17 protein-coding genes are annotated in these 21,563 nt (G+C 49.3%); 11 read left to right on the top strand and 6 right to left on the bottom strand.

What is annotated here, in order from left to right:
* Positions 1-28 precede the first annotated feature (28 nt).
* The 3 genes from HAV38_RS19090 to HAV38_RS19100 all read left to right on the top strand — a co-directional run bounded on the left by HAV38_RS19090 (position 29) and on the right by HAV38_RS19100 (position 4,827).
* Positions 29-250, top strand: a complete 222-nt coding sequence (locus HAV38_RS19090) for a hypothetical protein (protein WP_168056969.1) — start codon at positions 29-31, stop codon at positions 248-250.
* Between the two features lie 208 nt (positions 251-458).
* Positions 459-2,258, top strand: a complete 1,800-nt coding sequence (locus HAV38_RS19095; protein ID WP_168056998.1) for a VRR-NUC domain-containing protein — start codon at positions 459-461, stop codon at positions 2,256-2,258.
* A gap of 28 nt (positions 2,259-2,286) precedes the next feature.
* Positions 2,287-4,827, top strand: a complete 2,541-nt coding sequence (locus HAV38_RS19100; protein ID WP_168056999.1) for an ATP-dependent DNA helicase — start codon at positions 2,287-2,289, stop codon at positions 4,825-4,827.
* A 410-nt stretch (positions 4,828-5,237) separates the two neighbouring features.
* Here HAV38_RS19100 and HAV38_RS19105 read toward each other — a convergent pair whose 3' ends face one another.
* On the bottom strand, positions 5,238-5,714 hold the full coding sequence (locus HAV38_RS19105) for a hemerythrin domain-containing protein (RefSeq protein WP_168057000.1): 477 nt from the start codon (positions 5,712-5,714) through the stop codon (positions 5,238-5,240).
* A 508-nt stretch (positions 5,715-6,222) separates the two neighbouring features.
* Here HAV38_RS19105 and HAV38_RS19110 point away from each other — a divergent pair.
* The 3 genes from HAV38_RS19110 to HAV38_RS19120 all read left to right on the top strand — a co-directional run bounded on the left by HAV38_RS19110 (position 6,223) and on the right by HAV38_RS19120 (position 10,902).
* Complete coding sequence (locus HAV38_RS19110; RefSeq protein WP_245182456.1) at positions 6,223-7,218, top strand: hypothetical protein; 996 nt, start codon at positions 6,223-6,225, stop codon at positions 7,216-7,218.
* Between the two features lie 383 nt (positions 7,219-7,601).
* Positions 7,602-7,805: a cold-shock protein gene (locus tag HAV38_RS19115; protein WP_168057001.1), complete on the top strand. Its 204-nt coding sequence runs from the start codon at positions 7,602-7,604 to the stop codon at positions 7,803-7,805.
* A gap of 1,696 nt (positions 7,806-9,501) precedes the next feature.
* Positions 9,502-10,902: an MFS transporter gene (locus tag HAV38_RS19120; RefSeq protein WP_168057002.1), complete on the top strand. Its 1,401-nt coding sequence runs from the start codon at positions 9,502-9,504 to the stop codon at positions 10,900-10,902.
* Positions 10,903-10,988: 86 nt separating this feature from the next.
* Here HAV38_RS19120 and HAV38_RS19125 read toward each other — a convergent pair whose 3' ends face one another.
* The 5 genes from HAV38_RS19125 to HAV38_RS19145 all read right to left on the bottom strand — a co-directional run bounded on the left by HAV38_RS19125 (position 10,989) and on the right by HAV38_RS19145 (position 16,271).
* On the bottom strand, positions 10,989-11,699 hold the full coding sequence (locus tag HAV38_RS19125) for an HAD family hydrolase (RefSeq protein ID WP_245182457.1): 711 nt from the start codon (positions 11,697-11,699) through the stop codon (positions 10,989-10,991).
* A gap of 991 nt (positions 11,700-12,690) precedes the next feature.
* A complete protein-coding gene (locus HAV38_RS19130) occupies positions 12,691-13,173 on the bottom strand; it encodes a hypothetical protein (protein ID WP_168057003.1) in 483 nt (160 codons plus the stop codon).
* Between the two features lie 77 nt (positions 13,174-13,250).
* Positions 13,251-13,652 carry a hypothetical protein gene (locus tag HAV38_RS21695; protein WP_184013468.1) on the bottom strand — a complete coding sequence of 134 codons (402 nt, stop codon included), beginning with the start codon at positions 13,650-13,652 and terminating at the stop codon, positions 13,251-13,253.
* Between the two features lie 421 nt (positions 13,653-14,073).
* Positions 14,074-14,394 carry a BON domain-containing protein gene (locus tag HAV38_RS19140; RefSeq protein ID WP_168057004.1) on the bottom strand — a complete coding sequence of 107 codons (321 nt, stop codon included), beginning with the start codon at positions 14,392-14,394 and terminating at the stop codon, positions 14,074-14,076.
* A gap of 527 nt (positions 14,395-14,921) precedes the next feature.
* Complete coding sequence (locus HAV38_RS19145; protein ID WP_168057005.1) at positions 14,922-16,271, bottom strand: MFS transporter; 1,350 nt, start codon at positions 16,269-16,271, stop codon at positions 14,922-14,924.
* A 150-nt stretch (positions 16,272-16,421) separates the two neighbouring features.
* Here HAV38_RS19145 and cyoA point away from each other — a divergent pair, with 150 nt between their 5' ends.
* The 5 genes from cyoA to HAV38_RS19170 all read left to right on the top strand — a co-directional run bounded on the left by cyoA (position 16,422) and on the right by HAV38_RS19170 (position 21,559).
* Positions 16,422-17,351, top strand: a complete 930-nt coding sequence (cyoA, locus tag HAV38_RS19150) for a ubiquinol oxidase subunit II (RefSeq protein WP_168057006.1) — start codon at positions 16,422-16,424, stop codon at positions 17,349-17,351.
* Between the two features lie 96 nt (positions 17,352-17,447).
* Positions 17,448-19,451, top strand: coding sequence for a cytochrome o ubiquinol oxidase subunit I (gene cyoB, locus HAV38_RS19155; protein WP_168057007.1), 2,004 nt, complete (start codon positions 17,448-17,450; stop codon positions 19,449-19,451).
* Entirely contained in the window at positions 19,444-20,079 is a 636-nt protein-coding gene (gene cyoC, locus HAV38_RS19160; protein WP_168057008.1) for a cytochrome o ubiquinol oxidase subunit III, read from the top strand. Before cyoB ends, cyoC begins: the two co-directional genes overlap by 8 nt.
* Positions 20,076-20,567 carry a cytochrome o ubiquinol oxidase subunit IV gene (gene cyoD, locus HAV38_RS19165; protein ID WP_168057009.1) on the top strand — a complete coding sequence of 164 codons (492 nt, stop codon included), beginning with the start codon at positions 20,076-20,078 and terminating at the stop codon, positions 20,565-20,567. Before cyoC ends, cyoD begins: the two co-directional genes overlap by 4 nt.
* On the top strand, positions 20,564-21,559 hold the full coding sequence (locus tag HAV38_RS19170; protein WP_168057010.1) for an SURF1 family protein: 996 nt from the start codon (positions 20,564-20,566) through the stop codon (positions 21,557-21,559). The genes cyoD and HAV38_RS19170 overlap by 4 nt, the downstream gene beginning before the upstream one ends.
* Positions 21,560-21,563: the final 4 nt, after the last annotated feature.

Consider the following 21,563-nt stretch of genomic DNA (forward strand, 5'->3'; position numbering starts at 1 on the left):
ATAAATGATTTCTTCGGGATAACTAATTATGACTCACTCCAATGCAGTTGTTACCCAGCCAGATGTAGTTAAAGGCGGATTCACGGTAGGTTTACGTATCGGCGGTCGTGAAATTTCGATCTGTCGTGATTATCGCAAGCGTTATTACACGCCCAATCCGATCATCGAATGGCGTACCGGCCATGCATCAGGATATCTCGAATTATTGTTTCTCCGCATTTGGTTGATACGTTTATGTGCTGCTCGGTAAGTCTGTTTTTAACTGTAATTCAGGCCTATTTGGAGCACGGCCTGAATGTATGCGATTTGAAGCACAGGGTGTTGTGACGCTTTCATTGCTCCTTAATTGAGGTCTGGTATCTTGTTCACCTCATCTAAACAATTGCTCCCAAAAATAGATCCGGCGCTTAGCAATTCAACGGTCAGGAAAAGCGCTTTCGGTCTGATCGTAACGTGAAATGATGAAGTCGCTCGAAAACCGTTTTTACTATCTTGATAACTTTTGCATCGCCATAAATTGGGTGCGGGAGCGTTACGACGATCTGCTCACGAAGGAAGAGCGCGGGTTCATCGATTTCTTCCCATTGTTACCGCAGCCCTCCAGAGCGCTGTTGGTGCGGATGCTGATGCGAAAGGGGGACTACTTTCGATCTGGAAAATTGTGCTATGACGAGATCGGGGAGGTTCAGGCCGCCGCCGCCCCGCTGATTGCCTTGGGATGGGTTAACGATGCCCCAGCGCTTCATTTGGATACTTTGTTTAGCCTATTAAAGAAAACAGAAGTAAGTCATATTTTCGGCGCATTGCTGCGTAAAAATGCAGCTTATGCGGCGAAAAAAGCGGACCAGTTATTGGCGCTGCGCAATGAGTTTTCTGATGGGCCTGATGCGCGAGCGGACGTAGCTAGGGGCGTTGCTACCGCGGATGGTGCGGATGGTGCGGATGTTGCGGTTGGTGCTAATGCCGACGTCGATGCGCCTGTAAATGTTGCGACGGACGATAACGCTGAGTCCGAGACCCGTGCATTTTTATCCTGGTATCCGGATGCCTCCGATTGTGTATATCAGGTTTGTGTAAGTGCACTATGTGATCGTTTAAGATTATTGTTTTTCGGTAATCTGCGACAAGACTGGACCGAATTTGTCCTCGTTGATCTCGGCTTATTTACCTATGAAAAAGTCGCGTTTTCATTGGCATCCCGTGGATTTCAGCATCGCCAGGATATCGACGATTATTATTATCTGTACCAATGCGGGCAGCGGTTCCATCAGGGAGAGTCAGCAGAAACTGTACTAATCGATATACCGACCGAAAGCTATGACAGTATTTTGCTAGAGGGGCGACGCAACAGGTTGTTGTTTCAGATCGCGGAGCATTACGAGCAAGCTAAAGATTATGCAGCCGCACTCAACCTATATGGGCGGATCACTTATCCAGGTTCACGCGTTCGGACAATTCGCACCATGGAGCGGTGCGGGCATTTTTCTGCTGCATTCAGTCTAGCAAAAATTGCGGAAAATCAACCCGAAAGTGAGGCTGAGAAACAGCATCTGCTGCGGATTTTCCCCAGGTTAAACCGTCAGTTAGGATATCCAAAAGCGCCCGTTATTGAAAAAAGATCGGTAGACAGGATCGATCTGATGTTGCTTCGTCCCGCGGAGCCGAAATCAGTCGAGGAATGTGCCAGAGACCATATTGAGGCCCTCGCTCCGGAGCAGGGCGCGCGGGTACACTACGTTGAGAATGGGCTAATCAACTCTTTGTTTGGGCTGCTATGCTGGAATGCGATTTTTGCGCCGATCCCGAACGCCTTTTACCATCCGTTTCATACTGGTCCCGTCGATCTATATAGTCCCGATTTCTTTCAGCGTCGTGCTGCCCAGTTTGGCGAGAGTTTGCAACAACTGGATTCCGATCAATATATATCGACCATTCGTCAAAGCTTTAAGGATAAATACGGTATTCAATCTCCCTTTGTGTTTTGGGAGTTAATGTCAAAAGAGTTATTGGAGGTTGCTCTGGCATGTTTGCCCGCGTACCATTTGAAACGATGGTTCGAACGCATGCTGGAAGATATCAAGTCAAACCGCGCAGGGATGCCCGATCTTATTCAGTTTTGGCCGGCTGAAAAGAAATATCGGATGATCGAAGTAAAAGGACCGGGAGATCGATTACAAGATAATCAACTGCGTTGGCTCGACTATTGCGCTCGAAACGACATGCCGGTGGCGGTATGTTACGTCCAATGGGCGGATTGAATACTAAACCATCAATGAAATACCAACAATGACATACCGTGTGACCGTCCGGAACCTATGCGAGTTCACCGCGAAGCGCGGCGATCTTGATCTGCGCTTCACACCTTCACCCTCTGCACAAGAAGGCATTGCCGGACATGGAATAGTTCAATCACGGCGCGTCGCGCCTTATTTGTCAGAGCTTAGCCTTAGCGGCGAAATCAATAATTTGCAGGTCGTGGGAAGAGCAGACGGCTACGATCCGGTCACAAATCAACTTGAAGAAATCAAGACTTACCGCGGTGACTTCCACCAAATCCCGGATAACCATCGCCAACTACATTGGGCGCAGGTAAAGATTTATGGATGGATGCTGTGCCAGGAACGCGGCTTGTCGGCAGTCACGCTGGCGCTGGTTTATTTTGACATCCGGAGTCAACAAGAAACGGTGATCGCTGAGTCTCACTCTGCCCTGGACCTTAAGCAATTTTTTGAAACGCAATGCGCTTTGTTTCTGGCTTGGTCACAATCTGAACTGACCCATCGCGCGGCGCGTGATCAAGCGCTGGACGCACTGAAATTTCCTTACGCTGATTTTCGGACTGGACAACGCGCATTGGCGGAGGACGTCTATCGCGCTACTATCAGCGGTCGATGCTTGATGGTGCAAGCGCCAACCGGCATCGGAAAAACCGTCGGCACCTTGTTCCCGACACTTAAAGCGTGCCCAGGGCAGGGTGTGGATAAAATATTTTTCCTCGCCGCCAAGACCTCTGGCCGCAGCCTTGCGCTAGACGCGCTTAATGTGATCCGAACGACGGCAGGTATTTTGCCGTTGCGGGTGCTCGAACTGGTCGCGCGCGACAAAGCGTGCGAACATCCGGATAAAGCTTGTCATGGGGACTCTTGCCCGCTTGCGCACGGTTTTTATGATCGTCTGCCAGCTGCACGTCAGGCGGCTGCGGACCTTCAGGTGATGAATCGGCAGGCCCTGCGAACGGTAGCATTGGCACATCAGGTATGCCCTTATTATCTGGGGCAGGATATGGTGCGCTGGAGCGACGTGGTGGTGGGCGACTATAACTATTATTTCGACTTGAACGCTATGCTCTACGGGCTGACCGTGGCTAATCAATGGCGCGTGACCGTTCTGGTGGATGAGGCACACAACATGGTTGAGCGTGTCCGCAATATGTATACAGCCCAGCTGGATCAAATTGATTTTAATATTGCGCGACGTGAAGCGCCGCTCGGACTTAAAAAGCCATTAGATCGCTTTAACCGGCATTGGAATACATTCAACAAGAAGCAGAGCGAGGAAAACAAAGACGCCGCTTATCACGTCTGTGCCTCTATTCCGTCCACCTTCTCCGATGCGTTACAGCAAGTCATCAACGCGCTCTCCGAGTACATGAATGAGAATCCCCTCGGACTAAACTCGCGGCTATTACAGTCCTATTTTGATTTGTTGCTTTTCTCGAACCTGCTGGCCTCGTTTGACACACATTCAATATTCGATATTTCCATTGCAGGAAATAAAACAGAAAAGATGGTGGGAAAAATAGCCGGACAGCCGCCAGTTACATTAACAGGAAAAAGTGCAGGACTAAACGGCAATCCTTTTCAGTTGATAGCGGCAGTAGAGAAGGCGAGTGCCAAGGCCACGGTTCTTTGTGTGCGTAATATTATTCCCGCCCCGTTTCTGGCCCAGCGATTTGCAGCAGCGCGTTCGGTCGTTATGTTTTCTGCCACATTGACGCCGTTGCAGTTCTATAGTGACACTCTTGGTATGCCCGAAAACACGGCCTGGATTGAGGTCCAGTCGCCGTTTTCCCCCGATCAGTTATATGTTCAAATCAACGCCATCTCTACGCGTTATCAAGATCGTGCAGATTCATTGATGCCGATAGCGACGTTGATCGGGAAAACTTACTCGTCGACACCAGGAAATTACCTCGCTTTTTTCAGTAGTTTTGACTATCTCCAAAAAGTGGCAGACCTCTTTGCAGCTCGCTTTCCCGAAATTCCTATATGGGTTCAGTCGCGACGTATGGCAGAGTCAGAGCGCGAACAATTTTTGGCGCGCTTTTCACCCAGCGCTAAGGGAGTAGGATTTGCCGTCTTAGGAGGCGCCTTTGCAGAAGGCATTGACTTGCCGGGTGATTGCCTGATAGGAGCGTTTATTGCCACCTTGGGACTGCCTCCATTGAATCCTGTTAATGCGCAGGTGATGCAATGCATGAGCACCGCTTTTGGTGCTGACGCCGGTTATGATTACACGTACCTATTCCCCGGAATCCGTAAAGTTGTTCAGGCGGCAGGTCGGGTGATCCGCAGCCAGCATGACCGTGGCTCTGTGTATTTAATCGATGACAGGTTTGCGCAACCAAACGTCGCTCGGCTTTTACCACCTTGGTGGAATGTTGATCTTAAGCGGATTAAAGAGGGTACAGCGGTGACTTCTGGTGATCCGGTTAGCGCACCGGTCAGGGCTGCGTTGGTTACCTCTGTCGCTTCGCCCGCACCCGTAGCTTCCGCTACTTCGGTAACCGGGCAACAACTTGGAATTATTTTTCCAACGATAGATTGAGGGCGGGCTGAGGAAGAGCAGTGTCATCGGAAACATCCTTTCGCAGCGGCGCATCGCCAATCGCATCAACACGTTGCAAAAACCGCAGCGCTAAAATTTTTCGTCACAGGTTATTTTGCGTATTTATTTCGGAATGGCTACTGTGCGGTATCGCTGCTTTGCCGTTGGTTGCGAATACTATTGATATCGCAGCCGATATTGCTGCGATATTAAAGACGAGAACCAAAAATACTGCCAATACAAGCGCTGCTGGCTTCCCCCCCGCGTAAAAAAAGGGCTGCACTGCAGGGTGCATTGGCTTATTCTATTTCGGCTTCGCCGGTTCGCACTTATTGGTATAAGCGCTGACTTTCTCCTCGGCTGCAGATATCGCTGAAAGTATCATGGCGATACCATCCCTCCTCTTATGATCACAAACCCTGAACCGTCATCTGCTTTTTACGTTCAAGCATTTGATCGCGTAATGCGACAAGATTAAGCTGAGATTTTTTTACTTGAGGAAACATCTCTGTCTCTTCTTCGAGGACATGATGCGCTATTTGTTCCGACAGAACTTTTACTTTCGCGTCGAACAATTCATCGTCGGGTTCCATGATCTTGATTTGTTCGATGAGTTCTTTTGCACTCGCATGTTCAATAATAGCCTCATTGACCAAGTCCGGACCATCCTTGGCTGCATCCCGCGCGGCAGGGTAAAAAATTTCTTCCTCAATGATGCAGTGGACGGTCAGTGCGGCACATATTTCTTCGGCCAATATTTTCTTCGCCCGCAATGCGCCCTCGTCCAATTTCTCGATTTGTTGAAATTTGGCTTTCACGTTCTCATGATCGGCCACGAGCATCGCTATTGCATCTATAAAGCTGTGATTAGTTTCAACGGGATTCATGTTAATCCTTTAGAAAATTGAAAAAGTGGTAGCCCATGTAAATCTTGGAAGTTGAATTTAATGTAGGAGCAGCCGGCTTAAAAGTAAACCTCTGTAAGCGCGGACCTGCCTGAAGATTTTCGTTAACTGTGTGGCACCTATACGAGGTAAAACCTAAGCTACAAGCAGAAAACCATCCTGACAATTCACTAAATTTTCATCGTTTCCTACAAAAAAATCAGTGTTCCTCCGATATCAGCAGGCAACGCCGCCCCTTACGATTCAACCGTTGCTATAAAAGTATTTATTGAAATGATGCAGGTAAAATATTTAATTTTGGCAAGTGGCTTTAAGCACTCGCATCAATAGTATCGAGGGACGGTGAAGAAAGGTCTACTGTAACGATATGACTAGGTAAGTTTCTATCCGCCTTTTAGCGCATTTATCATTAAACGGTAGCATCAAAGAACGTGGCAATGGTTATGCATGAACACCTGCAATTTTTTATTGAACATTTAAGGAGAGTCAGATGGATGATCAGTCCAGAATTTCAGGTTTGCATCCGCTGGAAGCCGGCAGGGACCTCGGTGTCGGTGATGGCAACGCCTCTGGAGTATCCTGGGCCGCGATCTTTGCTGGTGCGGTAGCTGCAGCTGCGTTATCGCTGGTGCTATTTATCCTCGGTACCGGGCTCGGATTATCGTCCGTTTCGCCGTGGTCATACAACGCTGCCCCTTTAGGGAAGGCCACCATTATCTGGCTTGCGTTCACGCAACTGGCCGCTGCTGGTATCGGCGGGTACATGGCAGGGCGCTTACGTATTAAATGGGCAAGCGTCCACAGTACGGAAGTTTATTTTAGGGATACTGCGCACGGATTGCTGACGTGGGCAGTTGCGACCTTACTGACGGCAGCTTTTCTGACGAGTGCGGTTAGTGCAATCACCAGCGGGGCAGTGCAAGTTGGCGGTGCCGCTGTTGCCGCCGTCGGCGCAACCGCAGGTGCCAGCGCAAATGGTGCCAATTATTTCTCCGATATGTTGTTGCGTCAGACTTCCTCAGCTTCGTCAGACGGGATAAATACTGCCGCCGTACCGAATGAGGCTGGCGGGAATACAACAGGCGCCTTAGCCACGGGGGCCGGTCCATCTGGTTCTATGGCTTCGAATAGTGCAATTCGCCCCGGCGAAAATACTGCTCTTCGTGCTGAAATGGTTAGAATATTAGCTAACGCTACACGCACCGGTACCTTGCCTGCCGACGATAAAGCATACTTATCACAACAAGTTTCGCAAACGACGGGTCTACCAAGGGACGCTGCCAATAAAAGGGTCGATGACATTTTTGCGCGTATGACTAAAGCTAAAACCGATGCTGAGGTCGCTGCAAAAGATACTGCAGACAAGGCAAGAAAGGTGGCTGCTCAGTCTGCGTTGTGGATATTTGTTGCACTCCTGTTAGGAGCATTCTTTGCCAGTGTGATGGCTACATTGGGCGGTAAACAACGTGATCGTGTGTGGGGGTAAGTCACACGATAACCGCTTTACACGCTTCCGACTTATTCGGTTACTTTACGATATCTTTATACCGCTGGAGAAGATGATGGGATCTATTTTATTATGGCTTATCGGTATTCCTATTCCAATTATCATTTTGATTGCCTTATTAACTTAATGCTGGCACCCCTCTTGAAATGGGATACGCTTTTCAAACGGTATCTGTAAGCGCACCGTTTTCGCAGGGACTTGAGGGAATAAAGGCAATAACGCGCATGACAAATCAAATTCTTAGTGGGATATTAATAGGTACAGGGTGAGTACCTATTGATAGAGGTGAGTTGCAGGAATGGGGCGGTATCGTCGTTTTTCTCTGACAACTTGTTTGGCGTTTTAACTTGGAAGGATGCATTATGGCAACGGGTACTGTGAAATGGTTTAACGACTCCAAAGGTTTTGGTTTTATAACCCCCGACGATGGGGGCGAAGACCTATTCGCCCATTTTTCGGCAATACAGATGGGGGGATTTAAAACTTTGAAAGAAGGTCAGAAAGTAACATTTGATGTGACGCAAGGCCCCAAGGGAAAACAAGCCTCGAACATTCAAAATCCTTAACCACTGCGCGGCATTGCCTTAAAGTTGCGGCGCTGATCAATGGCTCATTTTTTTAGAAAATGGGCCATTTCATTGGCGGGGAGAATTAAATTTATTTTTTTAAATACAATAAATATTGCGCAGCCTTGTGATTTAGGAGTAATTTATCTCACGTCTATCCTTCATGATTTTTATTAATTTCGTTCTGGATAGCAAGGGAAAGAGATTACAATTTTCGTGAAACTTTATTCAATTTTTTATAGTCTTATTGATTATTGGAAGCGTTAAAAATATTAATAAAGTTTCTTTATGCTTATAAAAAGCTTAAAGCGTTGTACTCACGTAATTTATTCCTCGTGGGCCTTTGTCACGGATCGCAAACTCAAATAAACATTTGACACTCACTCAACAATATTAATTAGGGAGCATGATATGACCAGAGGTCCTTTATTTCGTGAAGAAGATAGAATTGGCCAGCGCTTGCGTATTAATCAAAAAGCGCCCCTACTTGCGACGGGAGAAGTGTCAGACAAACCAGGGAAGAGTGATGCCTTGTGGACGCGTATGAACATAGCGATGCGCTTATCCTGTCAACAAATAAAGCCCACTTCGAAGCCATAATAACGCTAGCGCAATGCGCCGCCAAAGTTATAAACCGTCAGATAAATCAGCAATGAAAAGTATTGGCTGGTTTGTCTGGTTTATGAAATGTATTACGCATCACTTTCGACTCTGCCAAGTCCGTATCGGGTCAAATCCTTTCGAATGCTTATTCGATTCAGCTTTTCCAAAACCATTCCCAATTTTTCTGAACCCCGCAGGCGATCCGGGGGATTAAAATTGAAGGTGGCAATATTCCGGGAGCCCAACTATGAGCGCCCGACGAAACGAAATCTTTTAACTCCGTACGATGATTGTCGTTGCCATGCTCTTTGTTGAAAGTCACGCCTCAGAGTGAAGCCCTTCTCTTAATTCCCAACAAGCCGAGAAATTTAGGCGTTTAAAATCCAATGACCAATATTCCAACGCCATCCCGGGGTCTTGCAGCCAGAGGGCGGAATTTGGTCTTTTTTTTCGGCGTAATTTTACGTGCGAGGGATGCACGTATTTTTTGACGTTATTTCATGACTTTTTTACGATACGGAAAAATGCTATCGCCTGTGTTCCGCAATATTTTTAAAATGCTTAGAAGTATCTGTCATATAAGAAATATTTTCACGGGGTGAATATTTTCACAACGAATGACTTTTGAGGCCTCATTCCCAAATTATCGAGCATGCTTGGTGGTAACTTTTGAATAATACGCCGTTTTAAAATAACGGCTTCTTACAGCGCTTCTTTGCCCTTCGTAATTTTATGGGCGAGAGTGGGCGCAGTAAAACATTATCAATATTCACCGCCACCTTTAATAATATTTCCGATTCACACCTCCCTATTTAAAGGGTTTGAGCCGTTACTGAGCGCACCGTGCGGCTCGACCAACCACACGTTCAATATGTAGTCGTTTTTCCGTTACTATTTCTCTCCGCCAATTTACTCCCCTTGTTATAATCTGGTGCGTCATTTCTCTGTAAGGAGTGACGATCTGGGGATAAATCTTACGGAAAACCCGGAGTGACCCTGAGACCCGAAGAAGAAAATACGCTCAACAGATCATATCCGCAGTAAAAGCGGGAGCAGCTTTGAGACAAACTCTCAGTACGACTTAAGGATCAACATGAAAAACGGTCAGCCTCCTTCGCTAGCGGTTTTATTGGCCACAAGCTTCGCATTTATCATCGTTCAGTTAGATGTGACGATTGTCAACGTGGCATTGCCGCAGATTGGCCAAGAGCTGCATGCCAGCGTTACAGATCTTCAGTGGGTTGTCGACGCCTACACGTTGGGGTTCGCGGTTTTCTTGTTATCTGCGGGTGTCATAGGCGACAAATATGGATCCAAGCGTATTTTCTTATCTGGCTTTGTATTGTTTGCGCTGTCCTCTTTTGCTTGCGCGTTGGCGCCCACAGCGACTGCACTGAATATAGCCCGCGCACTGCAGGGTATAGGCGCCGCATTTTTGGTGCCGAGCTCGCTGTCGATTCTCAATTTCACTTATGCCGCTGACAAAAAAATGCTTGCAAAGGCAATCGGCTGGTGGACCGCAGCGGGCGGTGTCTCTATTGCTGCGGGCCCTGTTTTCGGTGGTCTTTTGGTATCCAGCAGTGGATGGCGCGGTATTTTTTGGGTGAACATACCGATTTGCATCGCGGGATTTATCATAACCCGCAAAGTAGTACCGTCTATGCCAAGTAAAGATCCTGGGAGGTCGTTCGATGTGACGGGCCAAATATTGGCAATTATTATGCTGACAGGTTTTGTTGGTGCCGTTATTGAGGTCCATCCGTTAGGGCTGTCGCATCCATTAGTACAGGGTGGTTTTCTCGTTGCGTTTTTGGCGGGTATCGCATTTTTAATGGTAGAACGCACGATCGCTGCACCGATGTTGCCCTTGCAATTGTTCAGTCGGAGTAGTTTTACGGGAGCAGTATTATTTGGAGTCCTCGTCAATTTTTCGTACTATGGGGTGATCTTTATTCTGAGTTTTTATTTGCAAAAAGTACGCGGATTTTCCGTTATGGCGACAGGTCTCACTTTTTTGCCGCTTACTGCAACCTTTATTTTCTCGAATATTGCTAGTGGCTGGATGATGGCGCGAATGGGCTTGCGTATCCCAATGGTTCTGGGCGGTTTGATTGGTGCAACGGGTTACGCTTTGTTAGGGTTAATCGGCATATCACAAGACGCCACGTTTCTTGAAATGCTGCCCGGTCTCGCCCTTATTCCTGCGGGCATGGGCTTGGCGGTTCCGGCCATGACGACCTCTATTTTATCCAATGTTGAGCGGCATCAGGCGGGAACTGCGTCGGCGGTACTGAACATGGCGCGGCAGGTCGGCGGGGCCTTGGGTGTTGCTATTTTTGGCGCAATGATCGCCACAGGTTCGGCGCTGGACATTATCGCTCACGTCCGTGGGGCCATGGGTGCTTCTACGATATTGCTATTAGTGGCTGCTGGCCTGGCTTTTTGGTGCAAAATTGAGCGCACCCAAGAGCAACTCTCAGTTTTGAAGAGTTGACTATATCTAAAAGCCGCGCCGAGTCTGGAGAACAGTCGTGACTGCGTATTTTCAACAGGTGTGCTCACTATTGATTTTTTATGCGATTAGGAGGGAGGCGATTCAAAATCGATAACCAGCGATTCAGTCATTTCTTCAAGTAGTATCAAGCCGCTTGCATCCACAACGACAAACAGAGCGTCGTAGGTATTGATTGTGTGGTGTACGGTAGTCATGGGATGCGCGTGGGTTGCGGTGACAACCATCACTTTTGCGCCTGCGGCTTCTCCAGCGAGAATACCTACCGGAGCATCTTCGAAGACGAGACATTCGCTTGAGTCAACGCCTAATTTTTGTGCAGCCAGAAGATAGCAATCCGGGTGTGGTTTTCCGATTGCGACGTCATCGGCTGTGATAAGGATAGCCGGAACTGGAATGCCTGCTGCTTTTAAGCGGCGTAGTGCTAACGCCTTGGGAGCCGACGTCACAATGGCCCACTTTGAGGTTGGCAATGCGTTTAAAAAAGTCACTGCGCCGGATATCGCAACGATGCCCTCAATGTCCGCAATCTCTGCTTCGGTAATGACGACAGCCTCGGTTTGCGGGTCAACGCCGGGCAGTCCTAATCTGCTTATCGTATCAACCGCCCGAGCGCCATGAATAGTAGGTAAAAACGCCTCGACATTCAAACCGTGACGTTGCGCCCAAGCGCGCCAAATGCGTTCTGCGGCAGCGATAGAGTTAATCAGCGTCCCATCCATATCAAAAAGGAGCGCACTATATTTACCTGGGAGTACTGTTCGAGTATTTGGGAGCAATTTTATTTATCTCATTTTATGGAGGGGTTTAGAGAGCATCTGGTTGTAGGGTATCAACGTGTCTTGGCTGATTAATTCGGCCGCACCTGCCGCCGCCCATACTGTGGCGCATACCGCAGCAATCGCGAGCATTCACGATTAAAATAGTGCGTTGAATTCGCAAAGTTGGTTGAAAAGGGCAACGTCTCTTTACTGTTGGCGCTCATAGACGGGATGCAAAATTACCAACCAGATCATGCCGCAGGACCACCGCCCGAAACGGGTGGTTTTTTATTTCTGCAATGCAACAGTCGTGATTATACTCTTACACAGGGTCACTTTATTTTGACGGCGGCCGGATCTCTTCGTCCGATTATTTTATCCAAAGGTAGGCGGAAGATCGCGTACACGTTTCCCGCTGGCATGATAAACAGCATCTGCCACGGCGGCGCATAAGTCTGTAATGCCGATTTCGCCTAACCCCTGGCACCTGAAGAATTGATGTGAGAGTCATTTTCGTCCACGACGATTGTAGCGCGCTCATAGGAGAAAAAATGCCTTGAATTCCGGAATCGGTTTTTGCGTTGCACCTTGAGCGTTAAGTCTTGTGGCATATTTTTGACCTCCCGGATAACGGCAACGATATTTTGGTATGCGCCTCAGCGGCAAATATTGCCGTTACGTTCGCGAATTTCTGCGTCCATTTTTTGAGCGGAGACTGTGGCCGATAATTTTCGTCCATCGGGGAAAACCACACTAACGGAGGACGATTGCCCCTCTTTAAGCATGGCTTAGCAGAACATATTTGGCCACGCGTGCAATAGCCACTTGCAGCGCATCTTTTGTGCCGCATCCGGGACGAAGAGTAAAGCGCTAACGCAATAGCGTAGCGGCAGTCATCAATCCAGATACAAGTGGGTGTAACGCGTTCCCTTAAGTCCAAGATCGTACTTGCCCGTGCGAGCATCAGCACGTAGGGAGGTAATCGGCACAAGGTCCCGGAAGCCGGTCACTACATATTGGGCCATTCGAAGACAAATGAGCGATTACCTCCTTTTGCAAACATGTGCACGGTTTTAGTCAGCTTAATATCGCCCACTGTTGCACTGATTCGATAACTTCCGAGGTGCGGAAATTTAATCAGCATCATCGGTCCACCACAGTTAGTATGCAAAATATCCTTGTTCCCAAGATCAACAATGCTTATTTGAATGTCGGCAAGGAAACTGCCGTCCTTGCGGGCGAAAGTGAGCATCATGTCATAATTTTTGGCAGCGCTTTTTATATAAGCAGACTCGTCCGCCCCAACGCCGCCGCAGGCAAAGATATACCCATCCTTGTCCCTTGGTCGGACAGTCACGGCTGCTGGGCCAGACTGAACGTTTACCTGCGTATTGGGGCTTGCCGCGGCCTGAGAACTGGCAGGAGCTTGGGCGACCGAAGCGGCAGCCCATCCCAGCGTCAAAACAATCGCGAGAGGTTTGATTACCTTCATGGGTGCCGCCCCAAACAATCGGTAACTTTTACAAGCTACGTACAAGTTGCCCTAATTTTCGTTTCATGGGTTTGCCATTAAGGAGCTGAGGTTTTGCCAGTCCCGGTACCCGTACCCGTAGTGCCGGTGCCCGTACCCGCACCCGTAGTGCCGGTACCTGTACCCGTAGTTCCGTTACCTGCACCGGTCGTTCCGTTACCTGCACCGGTCGTTCCGTTACCTGCACCGGTCGTTCCGTTACCTGCACCGGTCGTTCCGTTACCTGCACCGGTCGTTCCGGTACCGCCCCCTGTCATACCGGTACCACCACCCGCCGTTCCGGCACCGCCACCCGTTGTGCCAGCTCCTCCACCCGCCGTTCCGGCACCTCCCGGTGACGTCGCGGCGCTGTTGGTGCCCGCCGCATCGTCGGTTTTTTTACAGCCGACCAGAACAGTGGTAGCAATAATTGCGGCTAGAAGTAAATTTTTGTTCAGCATACGAACTCCATGTGGTTGGTTTAAAAATTGTTACCCTGTGGTGTTTTAACGTTTACCGTTTGTGCGACTTATCTCTGATTGCAAAGTTCAAATTCGTTAAGGCCCATTATTTCACCATGATCAATCGCATATTTAAATTTGCCTTGATAGTTAGAAGTTACGCTTTTATCCCGACTTGCTATTCAGTGCTCCTTGACAATTTTGGTGGAAAAGTTTGAGGGATATTTCGTAAAGGCAGCTTGAACTGTGCTTTGTAAGTTTTACGAAAAGCATCGCCCTGGCATGAGAGGAGAGATGGGAGCAGAGATGTGATCTGATGTACGAGAGAGTCGCGCGCACGCATTATGAGCGGATGCAGCGCTGCAATTCCGCTCTCGGAGATACGTAAAATTGACTCTTTTGATTTTCATCATCAGGATAATCAGCTCCCCACCCTAATCTCATTTTGAACAGATTTAACGCCGTCCGTGTCGTGCGTAATTTCTTCCACTCGCTTCATCTCTTCCTTCGTCGCCACTTTGCCACTAAGGCGAACCACTCCGTTGCTGTCCGTCTCTACTTTTATGTTTGTTGCATAGGCCATTTTTTCAGCCGTAAGTTTTGATTTTATCTTTGTGGTGATGACCGAATCCTTCACGATCACTCCAAATTTGGTCTGAGGCGCAGCGTAATCAACAGCGTATGCAAGGGGCGGCATTAAAACGCTAATAACTAAACAGGTGGCAGTAAGCTTGATTTTCACGATATCTCCTTGGTCGAATAAGAGGGATACTAAAATTTCGCTTAAGACCGTTATTAACGGCCTGCGTTGCAAATAAAAACGTCCGACCCAGTGCCAGTTTACGATGTTTTTGCGCTAACGTGATTTGAGGCTGGCTATGTTCAAAATCGTTATGACCGATTTTTGTCCTCACGCGACTCCCGCCCGTGCAGTTTCTCAGCGGGTTCTACCCCAAGTAGCTGGTGTTAAAGGTTAGTAGTTTGTTGCCCTTTTGTTTCATATTCTTGCTAAGTTTGATTATTATTTGATAATTTTAGATGAAACAAACCGATTTGCAAGGTGTACTTTTGCCTCTTAAATTGAAAATGCCGAAAAAAATTTTTCGGCATTTTGACTATTTATGGGTCGAAATAAACGTGATCGCGTGCATGCAGGATTAAACGCCTCAATCCGGGTTACCGGGACCCCTGGTATCCCGACCAAGCGAAACCCTGGCATTTTAAAAGGGACCTTTTTCCGGCGGAATCTGGATCTAGAATTCCCCTTTTTTAATCACGAATTTCAAGCGCACGATTAAGGCTGAGTGCCGCCAGTGAGCAGGCCGCACCCGATAGTAAATAAAAGCTCACATAGGCCATGCCGAAATGCGCAGACAGCCCTAGTGCGACCAAGGGCGCAAAGCCCGCCCCAACCAGCCAGGATAGATCGGAGGTTAGTGCCGCACCAGTGTAGCGATACTTAGGCAAGAAGTTGGAGGTGACGGCACCAGCCGCCTGACCGTAAGATAATCCTAGCAAACTAAATCCAACCCAGATAAAGATGTTTTGCCCCATGTCCCCACCGTTCATCAGTGTAGGGATAAATCCGCTCAAAACAGCGATCAGGATCGCACATCCACCGAGCGTGGTACGACGGCCCAGACGATCGGCAATCAAGCCCGATGCGATGACACCGAGTGCCATCAATCCGGCACCGATTACCTGAACAACCAGAAAGTCACTAGTCGAGCGCAATGAATAGAGGCTGATCCATGACAGCGGGAACACAGTCACCAGATGGAACAGGGCGTAGCTAGCCAAGGCAGCTAACGCACCAATAATTAGATTGCGTCCTTGTGAGCGGGTCATTTCCACAGCGTTGGTGGGTTCCAGTTCACGCTCATCGAGCAAGCGCGCGTATTCTTTGGTGGATACCAGGCGAAGTCGTGCGAAAAGTGCTACAACGTTGATGGCAAACGCTACGTAGAACGGATAGCGCCAGCCCCAGTCCAAAAAGTCTTCAGTCGTAAGATTGGATAACATATAAGCGAACAATCCGCCAGCAATCATAAAACCGACCGGTGCGCCTAATTGACCAAGCATTGCGTACCAACCGCGTTTATTTTGCGGTGCGTTAAGCGCAAGTAAAGAGGGCAGGCCGTCCCACGATCCACCCACGGCAATACCCTGACCAATGCGTAGCAAAGAGAGCAGTACGATGGAGGCAAAGCCGAGATGCTCGTAAGCTGGCAGGAAGGCTATGCCAGCGGTTGAAATGCCCAACATGAATAGCGCGGCCGTTAATTTAACTTCGCGACCGAACCGCCGCTGGATCGCCATGAAAGCAATCGTGCCAAACGGTCGCGCCAAAAATGCAAAGGAAAAAATAACAAACGCAAAGAGGGTGCCCTCTAACCGCGACTCGAACGGAAAAAATACGGATGGAAACACCAGGACTGAAGCCATGGCGTAGACAAAGAAGTCGAAGTATTCCGAGGCGCGGCCAATCACGACGCCAATGGCTATTTCACTGGGGGCGATCTGGGAATGATTGGCTTTCGTGTCACGCACATTGGAACTGGAAGAATCAAGCGTAAAATCGGCTGAACGTTCGCTATTATGTATGTGAATGCTGGTCATAATTATTTCTCAAATGGGGTTTCGGTGGTGTCGGTTGAGCGGCCCACTCTTCCGAATTTCTTGGGAGGGTAGGACAAAACGTCCAATTGCCAAGGTATACCGCTAGAGGTACATTATCATATTTTAATGCTTTGACTGGAATATTCCTGCATGGTCTCCCTAAATGCTCGTCGCGGATGGATACTCCTCCCCGCTTTATTGTTGGCTGGCTGCAATACGGTGCTGATGAACCCATCTGGGGACATCGCCGTGCAGCAGGGCAATCTAATTGTGGTCTCCACTTTATTGATGTTGCTGATCATCGTTCCGGTGATTGCCCTCACAATATTGTTTGCGTGGCGCTACCGCAAAAATAATACGAAGGCCACCTACGAGCCAGACTGGGACCATTCAACGCAGCTCGAGCTAGTCATTTGGGGCGCACCTTTGCTGATTATCATTGCTTTGGGGCTATTAACCTGGATTAGTACCCATACGCTTGATCCGTACCGCAAACTATCCAGACTTGATGCAACGCGACCGATTCCGGCTAATGTTAAGCCGCTTACGGTGGAGGTGATCGCGCTGGACTGGAAATGGTTATTCATCTATCCAGAGCAGGGCATCGCTACCGTGAATGAGTTAGCGGCGCCCGTCGATGTGCCTATTCATTTTAAGATCACCGCATCGTCAGTGATGAATTCGTTCTTCATACCAGCGCTTGCCGGTCAGATTTACGCGATGCCAGGCATGCAGACCTCGCTTAACGCGGTCATTAACAAACCGGGTGAATTTGACGGTTTCTCGGCAAATTATAGTGGCGCGGGATTTTCGGACATGCGCTTTAAGTTTCATGGCATGACCCCGCAAAATTTCGAAAAATGGGTGCAAACGGCAAAGGCCGGTGGGGGGGCGCTCAAACGTTCCGATTACATGCAGTTAGCACGCCCTAGCCAACGAGAGCCGGTGCGTCAATATGGCGCGGTAGACCCTGATCTCTACCACGCAATTGTTAACCGTTGTGTGGAAGCGAATCAGATGTGCATGGACAAGATGATGACCACTGGCGCTAACGGCAAAATGGAACATGCTCATGAATAAATACCTGCAAAAAATTCAGACAGCGGGTCCAACAGCGCGTGAACCCGCAGGCATCCGTTTATGCCCCGCGCTCCTCTTATTCCTCGGAAAGTCACGATGCTAGACCACCTTAATCTGACGAAGCTCATCTTCGGTCGCCTCACCTGGGAAGCAATCCCATATCACGAACCCATCCTGCTTGCCACCTTCATCATGGTGGGTGTTGGCGGCTTGGCTGTTTTCTGTGCATTAACTTATTTCCGCCTTTGGGGCACATTATGGCGCGACTGGGTTACGAGTATTGATCACAAACGCATTGGCGTGATGTACATCGTGTTCGGTTTAATCATGCTTTTGCGCGGGTTTACCGACGCACTGATGATGCGGGCGCAACAAGCGTTTGCTTTTGGAGGCTCGGACGGTTTTTTGCCACCACATCATTACGATCAGATTTTTACTGCGCATGGCGTGATCATGATCTTTTTCGTTGCCATGCCTCTGGTGACGGGGCTGATGAACTATGTTATCCCACTGCAAATCGGCGCACGCGATGTGGCGTTTCCGTTTCTGAATAATTTCAGCTTCTGGATGACCGCGTTTGGTGGCGTATTGTGCATGGCATCACTGTTTGTCGGTGAGTTTGCCCGCACCGGCTGGTTAGCCTATCCGCCTCTGTCAGGCATATTGGGTAGTCCGGATGTGGGGGTTGACTATTACATATGGTCATTACAGATTGCCGGGGTAGGGACGTTACTCTCGGGTATTAATCTGATCGCGACCATCGTGAAGATGCGCGCTCCGGGCATGAACATGATGAAAATGCCGATTTTTACGTGGACGTCGTTATGCACCAACGTATTGATCGTCGCTGCTTTCCCAGTGTTGACTGCGGTACTCGGTATGCTCGCGCTGGATCGCAATGCCGGGACTAATTTCTTTACCAATGACATGGGCGGCAACGCCATGATGTACGTCAACCTGATCTGGATTTGGGGTCATCCTGAAGTGTATATTCTGATTTTGCCAGCTTTTGGGGTATTTTCAGAGGTCGTTTCCACCTTCAGCAGTAAGCGCTTGTTCGGTTATACGTCGATGGTGTACGCCACCGTCGTGATTACTATCTTGTCCTATTTGGTATGGTTACATCATTTCTTCACGATGGGTTCTGGGGCCAGCGTCAACTCGTTCTTTGGTATCACGACGATGATTATCTCCATCCCGACCGGGGCCAAGATATTCAACTGGTTGTTCACCATGTATCGGGGACGCATCCGCTTTGAAGTCCCGATGCTGTGGACCATGGGTTTTATGATCACCTTCGTTATTGGTGGAATGACGGGCGTATTGTTAGCAGTGCCGCCAGCCGACTTCGTGTTGCATAACAGTCTGTTCCTGATTGCTCACTTCCACAACGTGATTATAGGTGGCGTGTTATTCGGTATGTTTGCAGGTATCAACTACTGGTTCCCGAAAGCTTTCGGGTACAAGCTCGATGATTTCTGGGGTAAATGCTGCTTCTGGTTCTGGACGATTGGTTTTTATTTCGCCTTCATGCCGCTGTATGTATTGGGCCTGATGGGTGTAACACGCCGTCTTAGCCGCTTTGAAGATCCTTCATTGCAGATATGGTTCCAGATTGCTGCGTTTGGCGCAGTGTTGATTGCGCTGGGTATTGGTTCATTCATCGTGCAACTAATAGTCAGTTATCGTCGTCGCGAATCGTTGCGCGATACCACGGGCGATCCTTGGGGCGGTCGTACGCTTGAGTGGTCGACCTCGTCACCGCCACCGGACTACAACTTTGCATTCACACCGCGTGTATATGACAATGACGCCTGGACTGATATGAAGAATCAAAATTACGAGCGACCAGAGCAAGGTTTTGCCGCGATCCATATGCCCAAAAATACCAGCGCTGGATTTATCATCGCTGCGCTGAGTGCAGTGATTGGATTCTCGGTGATCTGGCAAATGTGGCTTGTCGCCGGTGTCGGCTTTGCAGCGATGATGGCTGCAGTCATTATTCACACCTTTAACTACAACCGCGATTATTTCATCCCGGCGGACGAAGTCGTCCGTGTCGAAGATGAACGCACACGTCTGCTGGGTAGCCATGTCTGAGATATCACCTTCCTCCGCTAGCGCAATGAGCGCTTCCCCAAGTGCGCGTTTTTACGTCAACGAGCATCACCCCGAGAACGGTACGCTACTCGGGTTCTGGCTATACCTGATGAGCGATTGTCTGGTGTTCGCCAGCCTGTTTGCAACTTATGCAGTGTTGGGCCGCAATTATGCCGGTGGTCCGACTGGCGCGGAACTTTTCGATCTGCCGCTGGTTGCGCTCAACACGTCGTTACTGCTTCTGTCATCGATAACCTATGGTTTTGCGATGCTCGAAATGCAGAAAAAAAATGTCCGCAGTACGCTAATCTGGTTGGCGATAACCGGTGTACTTGGGGCTTGCTTCATAGGATTTGAACTCTATGAATTCGTGCATCTGATCCATGAAGGCGCGGGTCCGCAACGCAGTGGCTTCCTGACATCGTTCTTCGCGTTGGTTGCCACTCACGGGTTGCACGTCACGTTTGGTATCGTATGGTTGGTGACATTGATGTTCCAGGTCGGTCGCCATGGCTTGACGACAGAAAACAATCGTCGTCTGATGTGCCTGTCTATGTTTTGGCATTTCCTTGACGTTGTCTGGATTGGCGTCTTTACCTTTGTCTATCTAATGGGAGTGCTGCCATGAGCGGACATCAAGAACACCCTCCGCTACCTATTGAAAAGGGTCACGATCATCATGACGCTCATGTTGATCACGGCAGCTTCAAGACCTACGTCACCGGCTTTGTGCTTGCCGTGATTTTGACGGCGATCCCGTTCTGGTTAGTCTTGGGTAAAGTGTTTGATAAATCCAGTACCACCGGGCTCGTTTTACTAGGCTTTGCGGCGGTGCAGATAGTGGTTCACATGATCTACTTTTTGCACATGAACACCAAGTCCGAAGAGGGTTGGTCGATGCTGGCGCTGATCTTTACGGTGATGTTAGTGGTTATCATGCTGAGTGGTTCGGTTTGGGTGATGTATCACTTAAATCACAACATGATGCCAGGCGTGATGTCAGATTCGGCACAGGAAACCGTACCTGAATCGTTCAGGCAAGCAGTGCCATCCGCACCCAGCATGCCTAACATGCCTAACATGCCTAAAATGCACAACATGCAAACTATGCCATGACCCCGGCGCCGCGTGGCACGGTAACGACCGGCAAAATGCCGGAATGCGCTGCAACCGCAGTTGCGGAGGGTGCTCCTCCTCGTTCCCGGTCCGCGGCGGCCAGATTTGCAGTGGCTGCTTTGGCGGGTTTCCTCTTCTTCACCTTTGTTGCGCTGGGCACCTGGCAGGTCAAGCGCTTGCAGTGGAAGCTTGATCTGATAGAGCGGGTGACGGATAGGGTGCATGCTTTACCTGTTGCTGCGCCCGGTCCGGCTCAGTGGTCGAAGGTAAATGCCAAAGCCGATGAATACCGTCACGTCCACCTTAGCGGCACTTACCTGTACGAATTCTCCGCGTGGGTCCAGGCTTCAACCGACCTTGGTAGCGGATTTTGGGTGATGACACCGCTTCGCCGCGAGGATGGCAGCGTGGTGATGGTCAACCGCGGTTTTATTCCCGTCCGGACACCCGGTCAGCGCGATCAGGCTGACACCTGGCAATCCAGCGCTAATCCGGGTCCCTCCAATACACCCGTTGTCCCCGTAAATGTTACCGGCCTGCTGCGCATGAGCGAACCTGGCGGGGGATTTTTGCGCCACAATGATCCTGCTGCCAATCGCTGGTATTCACGCGATGTACAAGCTATTGCGGCGGCCCGTGGACTTTCCGCCATCGCCCCTTATTTTGTGGATGCAGACGCTGTTGCAATGCCTGGCGGTGCCGCAAGTGGCGAAAACTTCGTCACTAATCCGATTAATGGGGCACACAATGGCCTGACTGGTCATCGCGGCGACGATGTAGACGACGCGCCGATCGGCGGCCTGACGGTAATTGCCTTTCATAACAATCATCTGATGTATGCAATCACGTGGTACGTTCTTGCGTTGATGACTGCAGGCGCTGGTCTTTGGGTTGCGCGCGAAGATCGACGCCTGCTGAGGGCAAATAAGAGCTCAGACGGTATCGATGGCGATAGTAGCGATCGGAAAAATGAAGATGGCAATCAAAACTGAAATG

Origin of the sequence: Glaciimonas immobilis (assembly GCF_011947285.1) — a bacterium.
In the GTDB taxonomy this organism is placed as follows: Bacteria; Pseudomonadota; Gammaproteobacteria; order Burkholderiales; family Burkholderiaceae_D; genus Glaciimonas; species Glaciimonas immobilis.

Bases quoted from the DNA above. Each gene is read 5' to 3' on its own strand.
- HAV38_RS19090 (WP_168056969.1), top strand. From the start codon at position 29: ATGACTCACTCCAATGCAGTTGTTACCCAGCCAGATGTAGTTAAAGGC.
- HAV38_RS19105 (WP_168057000.1), bottom strand. From the start codon at position 5,714: ATGAATCCCGTTGAAACTAATCACAGCTTTATAGATGCAATAGCGATG.
- HAV38_RS19120 (WP_168057002.1), top strand. From the start codon at position 9,502: ATGAAAAACGGTCAGCCTCCTTCGCTAGCGGTTTTATTGGCCACAAGC.
- HAV38_RS19115 (WP_168057001.1), top strand. From the start codon at position 7,602: ATGGCAACGGGTACTGTGAAATGGTTTAACGACTCCAAAGGTTTTGGT.
- cyoC (WP_168057008.1), top strand. From the start codon at position 19,444: ATGTCTGAGATATCACCTTCCTCCGCTAGCGCAATGAGCGCTTCCCCA.
- HAV38_RS19095 (WP_168056998.1), top strand. From the start codon at position 459: ATGATGAAGTCGCTCGAAAACCGTTTTTACTATCTTGATAACTTTTGC.
- HAV38_RS19110 (WP_245182456.1), top strand. From the start codon at position 6,223: ATGGATGATCAGTCCAGAATTTCAGGTTTGCATCCGCTGGAAGCCGGC.
- HAV38_RS19130 (WP_168057003.1), bottom strand. From the start codon at position 13,173: ATGAAGGTAATCAAACCTCTCGCGATTGTTTTGACGCTGGGATGGGCT.
- HAV38_RS21695 (WP_184013468.1), bottom strand. From the start codon at position 13,652: ATGCTGAACAAAAATTTACTTCTAGCCGCAATTATTGCTACCACTGTT.
- cyoA (WP_168057006.1), top strand. From the start codon at position 16,422: ATGGTCTCCCTAAATGCTCGTCGCGGATGGATACTCCTCCCCGCTTTA.
- cyoD (WP_168057009.1), top strand. From the start codon at position 20,076: ATGAGCGGACATCAAGAACACCCTCCGCTACCTATTGAAAAGGGTCAC.
- HAV38_RS19100 (WP_168056999.1), top strand. From the start codon at position 2,287: ATGACATACCGTGTGACCGTCCGGAACCTATGCGAGTTCACCGCGAAG.
- HAV38_RS19170 (WP_168057010.1), top strand. From the start codon at position 20,564: ATGACCCCGGCGCCGCGTGGCACGGTAACGACCGGCAAAATGCCGGAA.
- HAV38_RS19145 (WP_168057005.1), bottom strand. From the start codon at position 16,271: ATGACCAGCATTCACATACATAATAGCGAACGTTCAGCCGATTTTACG.
- cyoB (WP_168057007.1), top strand. From the start codon at position 17,448: ATGCTAGACCACCTTAATCTGACGAAGCTCATCTTCGGTCGCCTCACC.